13 protein-coding genes are annotated in these 15221 nt (G+C 62.7%); 10 read left to right on the forward strand and 3 right to left on the reverse strand.

Annotated elements, in window-relative coordinates:
• Positions 1 to 28: 28 nt before the first annotated feature.
• Positions 29 to 1051, reverse strand: a complete 1023-nt coding sequence (locus tag B4E36_RS10825) for an amino acid ABC transporter substrate-binding protein (protein WP_292059341.1) — start codon at positions 1049 to 1051, stop codon at positions 29 to 31.
• Between the two features lie 43 nt (positions 1052 to 1094).
• Positions 1095 to 2255, reverse strand: a complete 1161-nt coding sequence (locus B4E36_RS10830) for a trans-sulfuration enzyme family protein (protein ID WP_292059339.1) — start codon at positions 2253 to 2255, stop codon at positions 1095 to 1097.
• Between the two features lie 93 nt (positions 2256 to 2348).
• On the opposite strand from B4E36_RS10830, the gene B4E36_RS10835 reads away from it, so the two are divergent.
• From B4E36_RS10835 to B4E36_RS10850, 4 genes are all read left to right on the forward strand, one after another.
• Positions 2349 to 3248 (forward strand): LysR substrate-binding domain-containing protein, encoded by a 900-nt coding sequence (locus B4E36_RS10835; RefSeq protein ID WP_292059337.1) that lies wholly within the window; start codon positions 2349 to 2351, stop codon positions 3246 to 3248.
• Between the two features lie 205 nt (positions 3249 to 3453).
• On the forward strand, positions 3454 to 3951 hold the full coding sequence (locus B4E36_RS10840; protein WP_292059335.1) for a hypothetical protein: 498 nt from the start codon (positions 3454 to 3456) through the stop codon (positions 3949 to 3951).
• A gap of 13 nt (positions 3952 to 3964) precedes the next feature.
• Entirely contained in the window at positions 3965 to 4891 is a 927-nt protein-coding gene (locus B4E36_RS10845) for a LysR family transcriptional regulator (protein ID WP_292059333.1), read from the forward strand.
• Between the two features lie 117 nt (positions 4892 to 5008).
• Positions 5009 to 5728, forward strand: a complete 720-nt coding sequence (locus B4E36_RS10850) for a L,D-transpeptidase (RefSeq protein WP_292059332.1) — start codon at positions 5009 to 5011, stop codon at positions 5726 to 5728.
• Between the two features lie 137 nt (positions 5729 to 5865).
• Here B4E36_RS10850 and B4E36_RS10855 read toward each other — a convergent pair whose 3' ends face one another.
• Complete coding sequence (locus B4E36_RS10855) at positions 5866 to 6897, reverse strand: LacI family DNA-binding transcriptional regulator (RefSeq protein WP_345900336.1); 1032 nt, start codon at positions 6895 to 6897, stop codon at positions 5866 to 5868.
• Between the two features lie 144 nt (positions 6898 to 7041).
• Between B4E36_RS10855 and B4E36_RS10860 the strand changes: the two genes are divergently transcribed.
• The 6 genes from B4E36_RS10860 (at position 7042) to B4E36_RS10885 (ending at position 15192) form a co-directional block, all read left to right on the forward strand.
• The gene (locus B4E36_RS10860) at positions 7042 to 7854 is read left to right on the forward strand and encodes an ABC transporter permease (protein WP_018063400.1); all 813 of its coding nucleotides are present in this window, start codon (positions 7042 to 7044) and stop codon (positions 7852 to 7854) included.
• Between the two features lie 22 nt (positions 7855 to 7876).
• The gene (locus B4E36_RS10865; protein ID WP_292059327.1) at positions 7877 to 8962 is read left to right on the forward strand and encodes an ABC transporter ATP-binding protein; all 1086 of its coding nucleotides are present in this window, start codon (positions 7877 to 7879) and stop codon (positions 8960 to 8962) included.
• Between the two features lie 75 nt (positions 8963 to 9037).
• Positions 9038 to 10093, forward strand: a complete 1056-nt coding sequence (locus tag B4E36_RS10870; protein ID WP_292059325.1) for an ABC transporter substrate-binding protein — start codon at positions 9038 to 9040, stop codon at positions 10091 to 10093.
• A 1-nt stretch (position 10094) separates the two neighbouring features.
• Complete coding sequence (locus B4E36_RS10875; protein WP_292059323.1) at positions 10095 to 10925, forward strand: ABC transporter permease; 831 nt, start codon at positions 10095 to 10097, stop codon at positions 10923 to 10925.
• 15 nt (positions 10926 to 10940) lie between these two features.
• Entirely contained in the window at positions 10941 to 13373 is a 2433-nt protein-coding gene (locus B4E36_RS10880) for a beta-glucosidase (protein WP_292059322.1), read from the forward strand.
• Positions 13374 to 13761: 388 nt separating this feature from the next.
• Positions 13762 to 15192 (forward strand): M24 family metallopeptidase, encoded by a 1431-nt coding sequence (locus B4E36_RS10885; protein WP_292059320.1) that lies wholly within the window; start codon positions 13762 to 13764, stop codon positions 15190 to 15192.
• The last annotated feature ends 29 nt before the right edge of the window (positions 15193 to 15221 follow it).

Raw genomic sequence — 15221 nt, forward strand, 5'->3', positions numbered from 1 at the left:
GAATACCAGAGCGACAGCATGACCGGCTTTACTGAAAGGCCAGCGGGAACATCAGCCCGCCATCGTTGAACAGCGCGTTATAGCCTCGCTCCAGCTTCAGCGGGCTATCCATGCCGACATTGCGATCGTAAACCTCGGCATAATTGCCAACGGATTTCACGATCCGGTAGGCGAAGTCGTCGCTGAGGCCGAGTGCCGCGCCATTGCCCGGATCCGTGCCGAGGAAGCGGCGGATGCGCGGATCGTCGCTGTCGAGATAGTCGTCAATGTTCTCGCTGGAAAGCCCGAATGCCTCGGCGGCGATCATCGCCTGGATCGACCATGTCACGATATCGAGCCACTGATCATCACCGTGACGGACGGCGGGCGTCAGCGCATCCATATAGGGCGTTGCCGGGAAGATGACGTAATCATCCGGATTGTCGGCCATCGTCGCGCGCACGGAGGCGAGCGCACCGGCATCGGTGATCAGCGCATCGCAGCGGCCGGAGAAGAAGGCCTGACGACCGGCGGTGGTGTTGTCGAAGACGACCGGCTGAAGATCGAGATCATTCTTGGTCGAGACATCATTGACGACAACCTCGGTGGTCGAGCCGGTCTGCACGCAGACGGACGCCCCCGCCATGTCCTCGACGCTGGTGATGCCGAGCGATTTCGGCATCATGAAGCCTGTGAATTCGTAATAGTTCGGCGTCGTAAAATTGATGCCGTTGGCGTCGCGCTGCAGCGTCCAGGTAAGTGTGCGCGGCAGCATGTCGATCTCGCCGGTCTGAAGGGCCGGAATGCGCTGCTGGCCCGAAAGCGGCACGAAATCGACCGCATCCTTGTCGTCAAGCACAGCCACGGCGACGGCCCGGCAGGTTTCCACGTCGAGGCCGCGCCAGTAGCCATTGTCATCCGGCGCGCCGAAACCGGGCGTGCCCTGGCTGGAACCGCAGATCAGCCGCCCCCGCTCCTTCACGGTGTCAAGCGTCGAGGTCGATTGCGCCAATGCCGGCGCAGTTAGCGCGGCGATCATCGCCATTGCGGTCAATGTGGTCTTGCAGGTCATGTTCCCGTCTCCTTGTTGGATTTTATATGCTGCATTTGTCTTGTCAGCCTGCGAGCGCAGTGAAGAAGCCGTCGAGGTCTTCCCTGAGATCGGAGGGGTCTTCCACGCCGATATTGACGCGCAGAATGATGCGGTCCTTGTGGGGATGCGGCATCTGCCGCGATGTCTTGACGCTCATCGGCGCGATCAGGCTGCGGGTGCCGCCCCACGAGGCACCGATCGCGAAATAGCGCAGACCATTGAGCGCGGCATCGAGGCGCGCTTCATGCGCGGCCGGCAGGACGACCGAAAACAGGCCGCTGGCGCCGGTAAAATCGCGCTTCCAGATGGCATGTCCGGGACTGGAGGCGAGCGCGGGAAACAGCACCGGCCCCACACCGCGGCTTTCCAGCTCCGCCGCGATTTCGCCGGCCACACGACCGACATGCGCAAGGCGCACCGCCATGGTCTCCATCCCGCGCAGCACCAGTTGCACGGCATCCGGCGAGACGCCAAAGCCGAGCATGCGCATCGTGTCGCGCAAGGCCTTGCGCAGTTCCAGCTCGTTGACGCTGACCGAACCCATCAGCAGGTCGGAGTGGCCGCCCGGATATTTGGTCAGGGCCTGCATCGAGAAGTCGACGCCATGGTCGAGTGGCTTGAACAAAAGCGGCGTCGCCCAGGTATTATCGATGCCGGTCAGGATGCCGCGCCGTTTCGCAATCGCGGTGATGGCCGGTACGTCCTCGATTTCCATGGTCGTGGAACCGGGCGATTCCATCCAGATCAGCCTTGTGTTGTCGCGCACATCGCCTTCGATTCCGGCGCCAATACCCGGCTCGAACACCGACCATGCGATGCCGCGCGGCTCGAGGAAATTGCGGCAGAGACCGATAACGGGCGGATAAGCGTTGTCGGCCACCAGAACATGGTCGCCGGGCCTCAGGCACGACAGCAGCACAACGGCAATCGCGGCCTGGCCGGAGGGCAGAATGACCGTCTTCAACCCGTTTTCCAGCCCCGATAGCTGCGCCTCCAGCACCCGCTGCGTCGGCGTGCCGTGCAGGCCGTAGGAATAGCCGTCGAGATCCCGTTGCGAACGAGTGGCATAGGCTTCGGCGTCCGGAAAGACGATGGTCGAGGCCCGGTGGGTCGGAACGCCGAGAGCGGCATAGCCCTCTTCGCTGATCTTCGGGTGGTGAACGCTCTTGGTTGCGTCGCGCATATGAACTCCTGAAATAACGACGCCATCATTGCCTTTTGTTGGCAGCAGGAATACTGATCAGGACACATAGTTCTATGCGGAAACCTTATAGGCATGAATTTTCGTCAGCTCGAAGCCTTCAACGCCGTCATGATCTCGGGCTCCACCGTCCGGGCCGCCGAGCTGATGGGCGTCACCCAGCCGGCCGTCTCGCGTCTGATCGCCGAGCTGGAAGCGGCGGTGCGGTTTCCGCTGTTTGACCGGGTGCGCGGGCGGCTGATCGCGACGCCCGAGGGAACGCTGTTTTTCCGCGAGGTCGAGGTCAGCTTCAAGGGGCTGGACCGGCTACAGGCAACGGCGGCCAGCATCCGGGATTATGGCGCAGGCACGCTGAAGATCGCCTCGCTGGCGGCAGCCGGGGCCATTCTGGCACCCGCCGCCATCCGCGCCTTCCGGAAACAGAATCCGGGCGTCAGGATCACCTTCCACATCACCTGGTCGTCGGCGATCCGGAACGGCATCACCGACGGGCAGTACGACCTGGGGCTCGCAGCCGACGAAATCGACCGCTCGGGCATAGACAGCCAGTTATTCGGCAGCTTCCCCGGTCTTGTCGCCATGCCGAAATCCCATCCGCTGACCCTTCACAAGTCGATCACCCCCGATCTGATCGCAAAATGGCCGCTGATCGGCCTCAGCCCGGAAGATCGGGCAAGGCAGCGTTTCGACGAGGCCATGAAGAATGCCGGGCACGAGCCAAAATATGTGATCGAGACCCCGAACGCCGCCACGATCTGCGCACTGGCGCAGGAGGGCGACGCCGTGGGTCTGGTGAACCCGCTGGTCATCGGCGAAGCAGAAAGCAGAACCGTCGCTCTGCGCCCCTTCGCGCCCGAGGTGATGTTCCGCGTCTACCTTCTCTTTCCCGCCGACATCCAGAAGTCCGCCCTCGTCCGCGGCTTCACGGCCGAACTTTTCCGGCTGCGCAACCGGTTCGAGATGCCGACGGCATAGGAAATCGGAGGGCCTACCAGTTTGCTGACAAAGCCCGCCCCACTCTCCGTCGTCATCCTTGTCAATGCAGACTTGATGCGTCTCCGCGCGTTCGGGCCGGCAGTGCATGGTTTTCTGGATACCATCCGGGATGGCCTCCCGACACACCGCTTCCGGCGATTTCTCCGTTATACTGCCCGATACATGAACAACGCCTGGGTCTGACGTGTTCGATATTGATGCCCTCGGGAAGGGCGCAACCAAGTTCATGGGCCTCGGGTCGCAGGCAGAGGAGGGCGCGGGAAAGCTCACCCTGCACATCATTCGTCAGCTCCAGCCTATCGTCGAACAACGCGCCCGTGACGATGCCAAGATCCATTATCTCGACGGACGGGAAATGCATGGCGCGATCGCGAGGCAAGAACTGACGGCTTGTCCACCTGAGATTTTACGCCGCGTCATCCCAAAACAGGATTCCGGGAAACAGCCCCAATGCTGGACACCCGACCGGGGAGCAGCAGCCGACGACTCCCGGTCAATGTGCAGGAGACTGAACCTCAGAATTGGGATGGAAAAGCTGCCTTTGATAGATCGGCTGGACTCGAGTGACATAGTCCATGTTGACGGACAGCTTCGCGGCCTTGGAGCGATTGGGACCGGTGATGTTCGACGGCTGGCGAAGACATGCTCATCAATATTCGCTATGCTTGTTCGCAAGCAATAAGCGGAAGGCATGCATGGACCTGAATACAGCACTGAAGACCTTTATCAGGACTGTCGAAAAAGGGTCGATTACGGGGGCTGCCCGCGACCTTGGCATCTCCCAGCCGGCGGTAACGAAGCAGCTTCTCAATCTGGAGCAGCATTTGAGAGCCCGCCTTCTTGAACGTTCATCGAAACGTGTCCGGCCCACGGCCCAGGGCATGGAACTCTATCACGCCAGTCGCGGCGCCATCGCCGCAATCGACGCCGCGATCGAAGGCGTTCGACTGAACAACGGCGAGATCGAGGGCAATATGCGCATCCATGCGCCGTCCTGCATCGGTTCGAGGCACCTGCATGGCATGGTGCTGGAGTTTCAGGAACTTCACCCGGCGATCACCGTTGACCTCGTTCTCGACGGTCGCACGGTGGATCTCGTCTACGAGAATTTCGACCTGGATATCCGGCACGGCCGGATCGAAGCGCAGGACGTGATTGCCCGCCGCTTCGGCTTCATGCAGCGCGTGCTCGTCGCTTCACCCGGCTATATCGAAGCAGCCGGCGCGATCACATCGCCCGGGCAATTGTCGGACCACTGCATCGTTTCGACCTTCGCGATCGAAACAACGAAAAATATGTTGCCGCTGATCCACGCAGGCCATGGGCCGATCGAAATCCCCGTCAGACCGGCCTTCAAGACAAACGATGCAAATGTCATTCTCAACACCCTGCTGGCAGGCCGCGGCGTGGCGCAGGTGCAGCTCTGCCTCGTCGCCGACATGCTTGCCGAAGGCAGGCTGGTGCGCGTTCTTCCGGAATACACCGTCAAGGCGACGGAAGCATTTCTGGCCTACCCTTCGAACAAATTCATGCGCCCGGCGGTCCGCGGTTTCACCGACTTCGTCATTCCCCGCCTGAAGGCTTTGAAGGGCGTCAGCCAGAACGCCGACGAACCGGTATAACAGATGGTTATCTATCCTATTCCCCATAAATAATGGACATGGAATGCGCCTGCGTGTTCCTTCGGTCACCCGAAACCCGCCGTCCCGGCGGCGCCAGATGATCATCGAGTATCGCCCATGCATCTCCCATCTCCGCCCCTTCGCCGCCGCGCATTCCTGGCCGGCTCCCTGTCATCGCTCGCAGCGCTTTGTGCCTGCGCCTCCAACATCCAACAACCGGTATCGCCTGAACCGCAGCGTTTGCCGATCACCCCCGCCGCCGATCCTGTGCTCGAAGCGCGCTACGCGGCCTTCGAGGATGACGGACACATCGTGCCGGCTGTTCCGTACCGGCAGATGGACCCGAAATATCTGCGGCAGCGCGTCCCCGACCCGACGGGAGAGGCGCCCGGCACGATCGTGGTCGATACCCCCAACCGGTTCCTTTATCTCGTTGAAGAAGGCGGCACGGCCATGCGCTACGGCGTCGGTATCGGGAGGGAGGGCTTTGCCTGGCAGGGCGAAGGCACGATCCACTGGCGGCAACATTGGCCCCGTTGGAAACCGCCGGCTGAGATGATCGCGCGCCAGCCAGAGCTTGAAATCTATTCCGTCGCCAATGGCGGCATGGCGCCCGGCATCGACAATCCGCTGGGCGCCAGAGCGCTCTACATCTTCAAGGACGGCAAGGATACGCTCTACCGCCTGCACGGCAGCCCCGAATGGCAGTCAATCGGCAAGAGCGTGTCTTCCGGCTGCGTGCGGCTGATCAACCATGATATCGTCGATCTTTACGAGCGCGTTCCCTATCACGCCCGCATCGTGGTGCATCAGAACGAGACGATCGCTGCAATCTAAAGCGTCGGGCGCGCGGCATATTTTTGGTCGTGGACAGGAGCATAAAACGCAACTCTCAGCCGCCAGGCACCGGTGTTCTGATCCTTGGTATCAGACCCTCGAAGTGCATGGGCGCGCTCTGTTCCGCTCCTCCGCGGTCAGGCCGTGGCGGTGGATTTGCGGACGACGAGTTCCGTCTGATAAACGAGCGTGCGGACCTTTCGGTCGGGGTTTTCGATCGCCTCCACGACCAGGTCGATGGCGGCGAGGCCCATGGCCTGAAGCGGCCGGCCTACCGAGGACAGCGGCGGCGTCAGCAGGTTGGCGATCGAATTGTCGAAGCCGATGAGGGACATGTCGTCCGGTACGCTGAGCCCGGCCTCGCCGAGGGCCTGCAATGCCCCGGCCGCGAGAATGTCGCTGGAGGCGAGGACAGCCGTCGGGCGGCGCTCGATGCCGAGCAGGTCGCGCATCATCTTCCGGCCTTCGCTTGCCGGGTCATCGCCCGTCAGCGGGAAATAAAGCCCCAGCCGGATCAGGGCCGGATCATCGTCAAGGCGGTGGCGGGCAATGGCAGCCTTGAAGGCGGCAAGGCGGTCCTCCTCCATCGATGTGCCGTGTACGCGCGCGCGGTTGTAACGGTCGGGCGCGCCGCCGATAAAGGCGATGCGCCGATGTCCCAGCGCCTGAAGATGATCGATCGCCTGGTCGATGCCGCTCGCCGGGTCGATCAGGACCGCATCGGTGCCCCCGCAGACCTCCTGCTCGATCTGGATGACCGGCACGCCCGCCTGCAACAGCGGCGCCAGGCCGCTGGCATTGATCCCGTAGGAGAAGATCACCGCATCAGCGCGCTGCTGCAGAAGCTGGACCACGGCGCTTGCCTCGATCTCCGGCTTCATGCCGTGCTGGAACATCAGCACATTGTATCCGCGGGCAAGCGCCTCGCTGCGGATGGCCTGGCTCAACTGGCTGAAGAACGGATTGAGCGAGCCATCGACCACGATCAGGCCGATCGTCCAGCTGCGCTTGGTTCTGAGCCCGCGCGCCACCGCGTTTGGCCGGTATCCGGTCGCTTTGAGCGCCTCGCGCACGCGCCGCTGTTTCTCCGGCCCGACCTTGTCCGGCTCGTAGAGCACCCGCGCCACGGTCGCCGGCGACACGCCCGCATGCCGCGCCACATCCCCCATGGTTGACAAGTGTCGATTTTTTTCCACGCCGGGCCTCTTTTTCTATTGATGATGACGTCATCATTTGCAAATGGTGACGTCATCATATGATTTCGAGCGGAAATTTCCACTGTTTTCGGGATAGTTTTAGGTAAATTAGATCTCATGATTTCCAGCCACCTTCTTTCAAAGTCCGTTTTGTCGGCGCTGATCGTGATTGCCTACGCAGTCATTCTCGCGCCCGTGGTGACGGTGGTGGCGATCAGCTTTTTCGACCAGGGCATTATCAGCTTTCCGCCCGACGGGCTTACCCTTCGGTGGTTCGTCAACGCCTGGGCACGGCGGGAATTCACGCAAGGGCTGATCATGAGCCTGGAGCTGGCGCTGATTGCGACCGCCATCGGCGTGCCGCTCGGAACGCTGGCCGCCTATGGGCTCAATCGCGGCCGGTTTCGCGGCAAGGGCGTGATTTCCACGCTGCTGCTCGGCCCGCTCGCGGTGCCAGCCATCATCATGGGAACCGCGCTTTATATCTTCTACATCCGGGCCGAGGCGATCATAGACCAGACGATCGTCGGCACGACGGCGGGTCTGGTGGCCGCCCATGTGCTGCTGACGATCCCGTGGACGGTGCGCCTGGTCGCCGCCAGCATGGAAGGCGTCGATCTGCGCGTCGAGGAAGCCGCCGCCAATCTCGGCGCGCCGCCGGTTGTCGTCGCCTGGCGGATCACCCTGCCCATGCTGCGCTCCGGCATTGTCGCGGCCAGCATGTTCTCCTTCATCCAGAGTTTCGAGAACCTGGAGCTTTCGCTGCTGCTGATCGGCCCCGGCAAGATCACGCTGCCGGTCGCGATGCTGAACTATCTCGAATTCAAGATCGACCCGACGCTTGCCGCCGTCGGCACGATCCAGATTCTTCTGATCGGCGTGCTGATGCTGGTGACCGACCGCTACGTCAAGCTGTCGCGCGTCCTATGACCCCCAAGGCCCGGAGAGTGTTTTGAGCGAACTGATCATTGAACATCTTGCCAAGGCCTATGGCGACACCCGCGTCGTGAAGGACATCAACCTTCACGTCGAGGAAGGTGAACTGGTGGCGCTGCTCGGGCCATCGGGATGCGGAAAATCCACGACATTGCGGATGATCGCCGGCTTCGTGAAGCCGACCGAGGGACGGATCCTGCTTGGCGGCGAAGATATCTCCCGACTGCCGCCCTACCGTCGCGACACCGGCATGGTGTTCCAGTCCTATGCGCTGTTTCCGCATATGAGCGTCGCAGCCAATGTCGGCTTCGGCCTTGAAATGCGCAAGATCGGCCGGGCCGAACGCGACGAGCGGATCAGACAGGCGCTTTCGATGGTCCGGCTCGACCATCTGGCCGAGCGCATGCCGCGTCAGCTTTCGGGCGGCCAGCAGCAGCGCGTGGCGCTCGCCCGCGCGCTGGCGATCAACCCGAAAATGCTGCTGCTCGATGAGCCGCTTTCCAATCTGGATGCCAAGCTGCGCGGCGAGGTGCAGCATGAGATCCGCAACCTCCAGCAGCGGCTGGGGCTGACGACGCTGATGGTGACCCACGACCAGGACGAGGCGCTGACCATGGCCGACCGTCTGGCGATGATGGAGGGCGGCGTTGTCCGCCAGATCGGCACGCCGCAGGAAATCTACGATACGCCAAAGGATGTCTATGTCGCCAGCTTCATCGGCCGCTGCAACCTGATCGCGGGCCGGCAAAAGGCTCCGGGGCTGTTTGTCAGCGAAGGCGGATCGGAATTGCCCTGCGACCCCGCGAATGATGCTGGCGCGCGGGAGGTAACCTTCGCCCTGCGCCCGGAAAAGATCACGCTTGTCCCCGTCGCCTCCGCGCCCGGCCCCGGAGACGATGCGACGCGCCAGCGCGCGCGGATCAGCGGCATGGCCTATCTCGGCGCCCAGACGGAGTTCGAGCTCGATCTCGCCGGCACGTCGCTTGTCGCGGTCATGCCCACGCCCTCCCGCAACACCCCTCTTTCCGCTCTCAGACCCGGAGCGGAGGTTTTCGCAACATGGCAGGCGCAGGACGCGCGCCTGCTTGCCGAGCGGCCCTGAACGGCCCCGGACCAGACAAGCCGGGTCTGAACGATCCGGACGAGAAGACGATCAAAAAGGAAGAGTGAACAGCCTATGTCAGACAGATTGAAAACAACCCGCCGCGCTTTCCTCGTGGGCACCGCCGCGACATCGCTTATCGCGCTCGGCACCGCCGGTCCGGCCTTTTCCGCCGACAAGGGAACCGTCATTGCCTCCGTCTTCGGCGGAGATTATGGCGATATCCTGCGCGCGACCGTCGATGAGGCGATCATGGCCCCGGAAGGCTACGAGGTCATTCAGGACATCTCCTCGACCGAGGCCCGCCAGACCAAGCTCAGAACCGAGAAGATGCGCGCCAAGTCGAGCTTCGACGTCGCCGTGCTCGCCGACCTCGACATGTATCCGATGGCAAAGCTCGGCGTGCTGTCGGAAGTCACCGAGGAGAATGTTCCGCGGCTTGCCGCGGTCATCCCGGCGCTGCGCAAGACCTATTCGGTGCCCCAGATCTATTCCTACATCGCCATCCTCTACAACCCGGAGAAGGTCACCACGCCGCCGACCTCCTATGCCGATCTGTGGAAGCCGGAATACAAGGGCAAGATCGGCGTTTCCGACAAGCTGCATGTGGCGACCTCGGCGGTGGCCGCGCTGGTCGGCGGCGGCTCGATGAGCGATTTCACCCCCGGCCAGGCCAAGCTGCTCGAACTCAAGGACAAGCAGGACGTCCAGATCCTGCCCTCGAACGAAGCGATCGCCGGGGCCTTCGAAAGCGGAGATATCTGGATCACGCTCAACTACGTCTCGAGGGGCTATTCCTGGCGTCAGAGCGGGCTCAACATCGAACGCGCCGTGCCATCGGAAGGCGCGATCCCGATCGCATTCGAGATGGCCGTGCCGAAGAACGCCCCGAACAAGGAGGGCGGTTTCGCCTATCTCGAAGCGGCGCTCGACCCCAAGGCCCAGATCGGCTTCGCCGCCAAGATGGGCTACCTGCCGACCGTGACCGACGCCGAACTGCCGGCGGAGCTCGAGGCGGCAATCGGCCTGCCTGCGGCGGACCAGGATCGCCTGATCCAGCTCGATGACGACTATCTGATGCAGCATCAGACGGAGATCCTCGACTTCTGGAACCGCGAGTTCAAGGGCTGAGATGGCACTCCTGGTTTTTCCCGCCGCGCTGCTGGTTTTCGTTCTGCTGGTCCTGCCGATGGCGGGTCTCTTCAGAATGTCGCTCAACCTCTACAGCCCGATGGAGATGATGACCGCGGCGCTCAGCGGGAAAAACTACATCGCCGCGCTGACCGATCCCTATTACCAGGAGATCATCCTGACGACGGTCGGCGTGGCGTTCCTGTGCATGACGCTCTGCCTCCTGCTCTCGCTCGCGCCGGCCTATTGGCTGGCGCGCATGCAGAGCCGGTGGAAGTCGATACTGATCATTTTAACGCTGTTTCCGCTGCTGGTCGGCAATGTGGTCCGGGCGGCGGGATGGATGGCGCTGCTCAGCACCCATGGCGCGATCAACGCCTTCCTCGGCATGTTCGGCATCGGCCCGCTGACGCTGATGTACACCCCGCTCGCCGTGGTGGTGGGCACGACGGCGGTGGTGCTGCCCTATATGATCCTCACGCTTTCCTCCGTCGTGGAAACCGTGCCGCGCGACACCGAGGAGGCCGCCGCCAATCTCGGCGCGACACCGCTGAAAGTGTTCTTCCGCGTCCTGTTGCCGCAAGCGGCCCCCGGGGTTCTCGCGGGCAGCATGCTGGTGTTCATCCTTTCCATGAACGCCTATGCGACCCCGGTCCTGCTCGGCGGCCCCGGCTTCACCATGCTGGCCCCTGCCGTCTACGACCAGTTCATGACCGCCGGAAACTGGCCCTTCGGCGCGGCGCTTGCCTTCGTCCTCCTGGCCACGACCCTCATTCTCACAATGGCTGTGAGCTACGGGCTCTCCCGGTCCCTCAAGCGCCGCGCCGGCTGAAACAGATATTTGGACATGACCGACAAGACCCTCGACGAAAAGCTCGACGCGATGACGCTTGCCGAGCAGGTCAGCCTGCTTTCCGGCGCGTCCTTCTGGCGCACGGCGGCGATCGAGCGCCTCGGCATTCCAGCCGTGAAGATGACCGATGGCCCAAATGGCGCGCGCGGGGAGGATTTTTCCGGCGGCGTACGATCCGCCGCCTATCCGGTCGCGATCGCGCTCGCGGCGACGTTCGATCCCGACCTCGTCCATGAAATCGGCGCGGATCTGGCTCGCGAGGCGCGTTCGAAGGGCGCGCGCATTTTGCTCGGCCCGACAGTGAACATGCACCGCAACCCGCTCAACGGGCGCAATTTCGAGTGTTTTTCCGAGGATCCCGTCCTCGCCTCGGCCATGGCGGTCGCCTATGTCAGGGGCGTCCAGTCGCAGGGCGTCGCCGCCACGATCAAGCATTTCATCGGCAATGAATGCGAGCATGAGCGCCGCACGACCAGTTCCGAGATCGACGAGAAGACGCTGCGCGAAATCTACTTCCCGCCCTTCGAGGCGGCGGTGAAAGAGGCCGGCGTTGCCTGCGTGATGACCGCTTATAACGCGCTCAACGGCGTGCATACCTCCGAAAACCCATGGCTGCTCGACACCATTCTGCGCCGGGAATGGGGGTTTGACGGCGTGGTGATGTCGGACTGGACGGCGACCCATTCAACGGTAGCAGCCCTTCTCGCCGGACTCGATCTGGAAATGCCGGGACCGGGGAAATTCCGCGGCGAAAGGCTGGTCGAGGCCGTTGAAAACGGCGAAGTGCCGCGCGAAGCCGTTCGCCATGCCGCCCGAAGGGTGATGAGGCTGATCGAGCGCGTTGGTGCGAAAACGACTGACGATCTGGAGACCGAGCGCGCCGAGGACCGGCCTGAAACGCGGGCCCTGATCCGCCGCGCCGGCGCGGAGGCCGCCGTCCTGCTGAAGAACGACGGCGGTTTACTGCCGCTTGCAGACCCGACGCCCCGCCGCATTGCCGTCATCGGCCCCAATGCGGCAAGGGCGGTGATGTTCGGCGGCGGCTCGGCACAGATCAACGCCCATTATGCGATCTCTCCGCTCGAAGGCATCCGCGCCGCCTTTCCCCACGCGACGGTCGATTATGCGCTCGGCTGTCCCGGCGACCGTTACCTGCCGCTGATCGACGCGCCCGTCGACATCGCCTTCTTCGCCGGAACCGATTTTGGCGGCCCGCCGGTGCTGACCAAGACCGGCGCCAGGAGCGAGTTCCGCTGGTTCGGGCCGGTGGCGCCCGAAGTGGATCACCGCGCGTTTTCAGCGCGGCTTTCGGCACGCTACGAGGCGCGCGAAACGGGATGGCATGAGATCGGCCTGATGAGCGCGGGCACCAGCCGCCTTGCCATCGATGGTGAACCTATTCTCGAAGCATGGGAAAGCTGGACGCGCGGCTTCAGCTATTTCGGCCATGGCTGCGCCGAACGGCGCGGCCGGGTCCATCTCGAAGCCGGAAAACGCTATGAAATCAGCGTCGATTACGCCTGCGGCGACGGCATCACCACCACGCTGAAGGCCGTGCGCTTCGGCCTCAGGGCGCCCTCGTCGCTCGGTTCGATCGAGGACGCCGTGGCGCTCGCGCGCAAGGCCGATGCGGTCGTCGTGGTCGCCGGCCTCAACGACGACTGGGAAACCGAGGCGGAGGACCGCGAAAGCCTCGACCTGCCGCCCGCGCAGAACGCGCTGATCGAGGCGTTGGCGGCAGCAAACCGCTCGACGATCGTCGTCATGCAGTCCGGCGGGCCGGTTGCTATGCCCTGGGCGCATAAAGTGCCGGCGATCCTGCAATTATGGTATCCGGGCCAGGAATGCGGCAACGCGCTCGCCGACATTCTTACGGGCAAAGCCGAGCCGGGCGGGCGCCTGCCCCAGAGTTTTCCCGCCCAGGGCGAGGACTACGGCGGGCTCACCCGGCGACCCGAGGCCCACGGCAAGGTTGTCTACGCCGAAGGAACGGCCATCGGCTATCGCGGCTTTGCCGCGCGCGGCACGCGGCCGCAATTCCCCTTCGGTCACGGGCTTGGTTACGCACAGATCGAATATGTCGATGCGCGGCTGGTTTTCGGGGGAGAGCAATTGACAGTTGAAGTCGATCTTTTCAACCGATCGGAGCGGAAGGGCAGCGAGGTCGCCCAGATCTACCTCATCAGCGAAACCGGGGCGCCGCTACGCCTTGTCGCCTTCGCCAAGACGGTTCTCGCACCCATGGAAAAGCGGAGCATCAGGCTCGCAATTCCGGAACGCAGGCTCTGCGGCTGGGACCCGTACAAGGACCGGTGGGTCCGCGAACCAACGCCATTCACCCTCGCCATCGGTCCCTCCTCCGCCGACTTGCGGATACGGAAGACGATAGCGGAAGATCGAAACAGCCGCCTGCCCGACGTTGGATGAGTTACCTCCTGGCCAGATGAGACAAGCGTGACGGATTGCCTCCTTCGCAAGGCCCGCAAATGGCGAGAAGACGTCATTTCCGGTGCGTTGTTACCGGGTTGCTGACTGCGAAACAGGCAGTCGCGAATACGCAAATGATGACTTTTCGCGTTTTCATAAAATATTTTTTTCAAGCTCCGTGTCGCCGAATCGGGAAATAGCTCGCCTTTCCAACAGCCTGACGATAGCTGTAATTTAAGGACCTGCGTCGTTTGGAAATAAAAATCGCGAAAAAATTAGACTCTGCACACTCAATGCTCAAAGTGCCGAAACTTCATGCAGTCGCGCTATTTGCAAAAAAAGTTTCATCTGTAGTCTGTCCTCATCCATAGCATTGATGAGACATATCATGACCGCCCTCAGTCCTGCCCCTTCCGCCTTCCGAGCCGATCTTCGGTTCGAGCGTCTTCTGGATGGTTTTGAGCCGTCTTTCGAGTTCGAGCCGGTCGGCCCGCTGCCGGAAAGCGAATTCGTCGACCGGCTGCGCCGCATCCGGCGGGAAGCGACGGTTGCCGGGTATGACGTCATCCTCATCCACGCGGATTCGATCGGCTCCTACAAGGTGTCGAACTCCTATCTGCGCTATGTCTGCGACTGGGCGCGTGAGGGCGTTCTGGTGGTTCCGACCGATGACGACAAGCCGCTGACAATGTTTTCGATCTTCAGTAGCTCGGTCCTGCTGCCGCCGGCGGGCGAGCCGGTTCTGGTCGAGGATATCTGGCAGGTCGGCACCTGGGGCCGCGAGACCTACAACCGCCCCGGCAAAACCGTCGACAAGGTGGTGCAGGCGGTCGGCGATTTCCTTCAACGCGAGGGGTTCTCCGTCGCCCAGATCGGCCTCATCGGCGATGCCACCTCAAGGCCTTACTGGGATGGGCTCAAGGCGCATCTGCCCAAAAGCGCCTTTGCCGACGGTTCCGCGATCATCGACCGGATGCAGAAAATCCGCTCGCCGCGCGAACAGGCCGTGGTGCGCGCCGCCGCCCAGCTCGCCGATATCGGCATCCAGGCCGCCTATCATGTAATCCGGCCCGGCGTGACCGACCACGAGATCTATGCCGCCTTCACCTATGCCCAGATGGCGCGCGGCGGCGAGACCGGCGACGGGTACCAGATCGGCATCAACCGCTACGGCACCCATTGCGGCAAGCCCTACGGCCATGTCGTGCGCAACGGCGACCTGATCAACCTCTATATCTCCGCCGTGATCTATCAGGGGTACACCGCCCAGATCGCCCGCATGATCGCCGTCGGCAATATCACCGACAAGCAGGAGGAAGTCCTTCAAATGTGCGTGGAGGGCGTGGAAAAGGCCGCCGCCGTCGTCCGTCCGGGCGCGCTCGTATCAGATGTCGCCAATGCCTCCTTCGAGCCCTATATCGAACGCGGCTATCTCGCCTCCGCCGACAGCCGGACCATGCCCTATAACTGGGTCTCCGAAGACGACGGCAAACCGCGGCTCGTCCCCCGCAAGCACGTGCCCGACGAAGACTGGGAGCGCCAGGGCCGGAAACTGATGCATGTCTATCCGGCGACGCTCGGACCGCATAACCCCAATGTCGGCCATTCGGTTTCGATGCAGAAATTCCAGAATTACAACATCCAGTCCAACAATCACGACCTTCTGGAACAAGGCATGACCTTCGTGCTCCATGCCCAGTGGCTGGAGCCGGAAGTCGCCGGCTGCAATGTCGGCGACTGCTACCTGGTGACGGCAGACGGGGCCGAGAACCTCAGCTGCCACACACCGCTTGCGCCCCACCGCGTGAAAGCGGACTGAACCCCTTCTCAAGACCCAAAACAAAAAGC

The sequence above is a fragment of the Martelella sp. UBA3392 genome (assembly GCF_002358775.1).
GTDB classification, from domain to species: domain Bacteria; phylum Pseudomonadota; class Alphaproteobacteria; order Rhizobiales; family Rhizobiaceae; genus Martelella; species Martelella mediterranea.

Excerpts from the sequence above, each read along its gene's own strand:
- B4E36_RS10825 (WP_292059341.1), bottom strand. The coding sequence starts at position 1,051 with ATGACCTGCAAGACCACATTGACCGCAATGGCGATGATCGCCGCGCTA.
- B4E36_RS10830 (WP_292059339.1), bottom strand. The coding sequence starts at position 2,255 with ATGCGCGACGCAACCAAGAGCGTTCACCACCCGAAGATCAGCGAAGAG.
- B4E36_RS10835 (WP_292059337.1), top strand. The coding sequence starts at position 2,349 with ATGAATTTTCGTCAGCTCGAAGCCTTCAACGCCGTCATGATCTCGGGC.
- B4E36_RS10845 (WP_292059333.1), top strand. The coding sequence starts at position 3,965 with ATGGACCTGAATACAGCACTGAAGACCTTTATCAGGACTGTCGAAAAA.
- B4E36_RS10850 (WP_292059332.1), top strand. The coding sequence starts at position 5,009 with ATGCATCTCCCATCTCCGCCCCTTCGCCGCCGCGCATTCCTGGCCGGC.
- B4E36_RS10855 (WP_345900336.1), bottom strand. The coding sequence starts at position 6,897 with ATGGGGGATGTGGCGCGGCATGCGGGCGTGTCGCCGGCGACCGTGGCG.
- B4E36_RS10860 (WP_018063400.1), top strand. The coding sequence starts at position 7,042 with ATGATTTCCAGCCACCTTCTTTCAAAGTCCGTTTTGTCGGCGCTGATC.
- B4E36_RS10870 (WP_292059325.1), top strand. The coding sequence starts at position 9,038 with ATGTCAGACAGATTGAAAACAACCCGCCGCGCTTTCCTCGTGGGCACC.
- B4E36_RS10875 (WP_292059323.1), top strand. The coding sequence starts at position 10,095 with ATGGCACTCCTGGTTTTTCCCGCCGCGCTGCTGGTTTTCGTTCTGCTG.
- B4E36_RS10880 (WP_292059322.1), top strand. The coding sequence starts at position 10,941 with ATGACCGACAAGACCCTCGACGAAAAGCTCGACGCGATGACGCTTGCC.
- B4E36_RS10885 (WP_292059320.1), top strand. The coding sequence starts at position 13,762 with ATGACCGCCCTCAGTCCTGCCCCTTCCGCCTTCCGAGCCGATCTTCGG.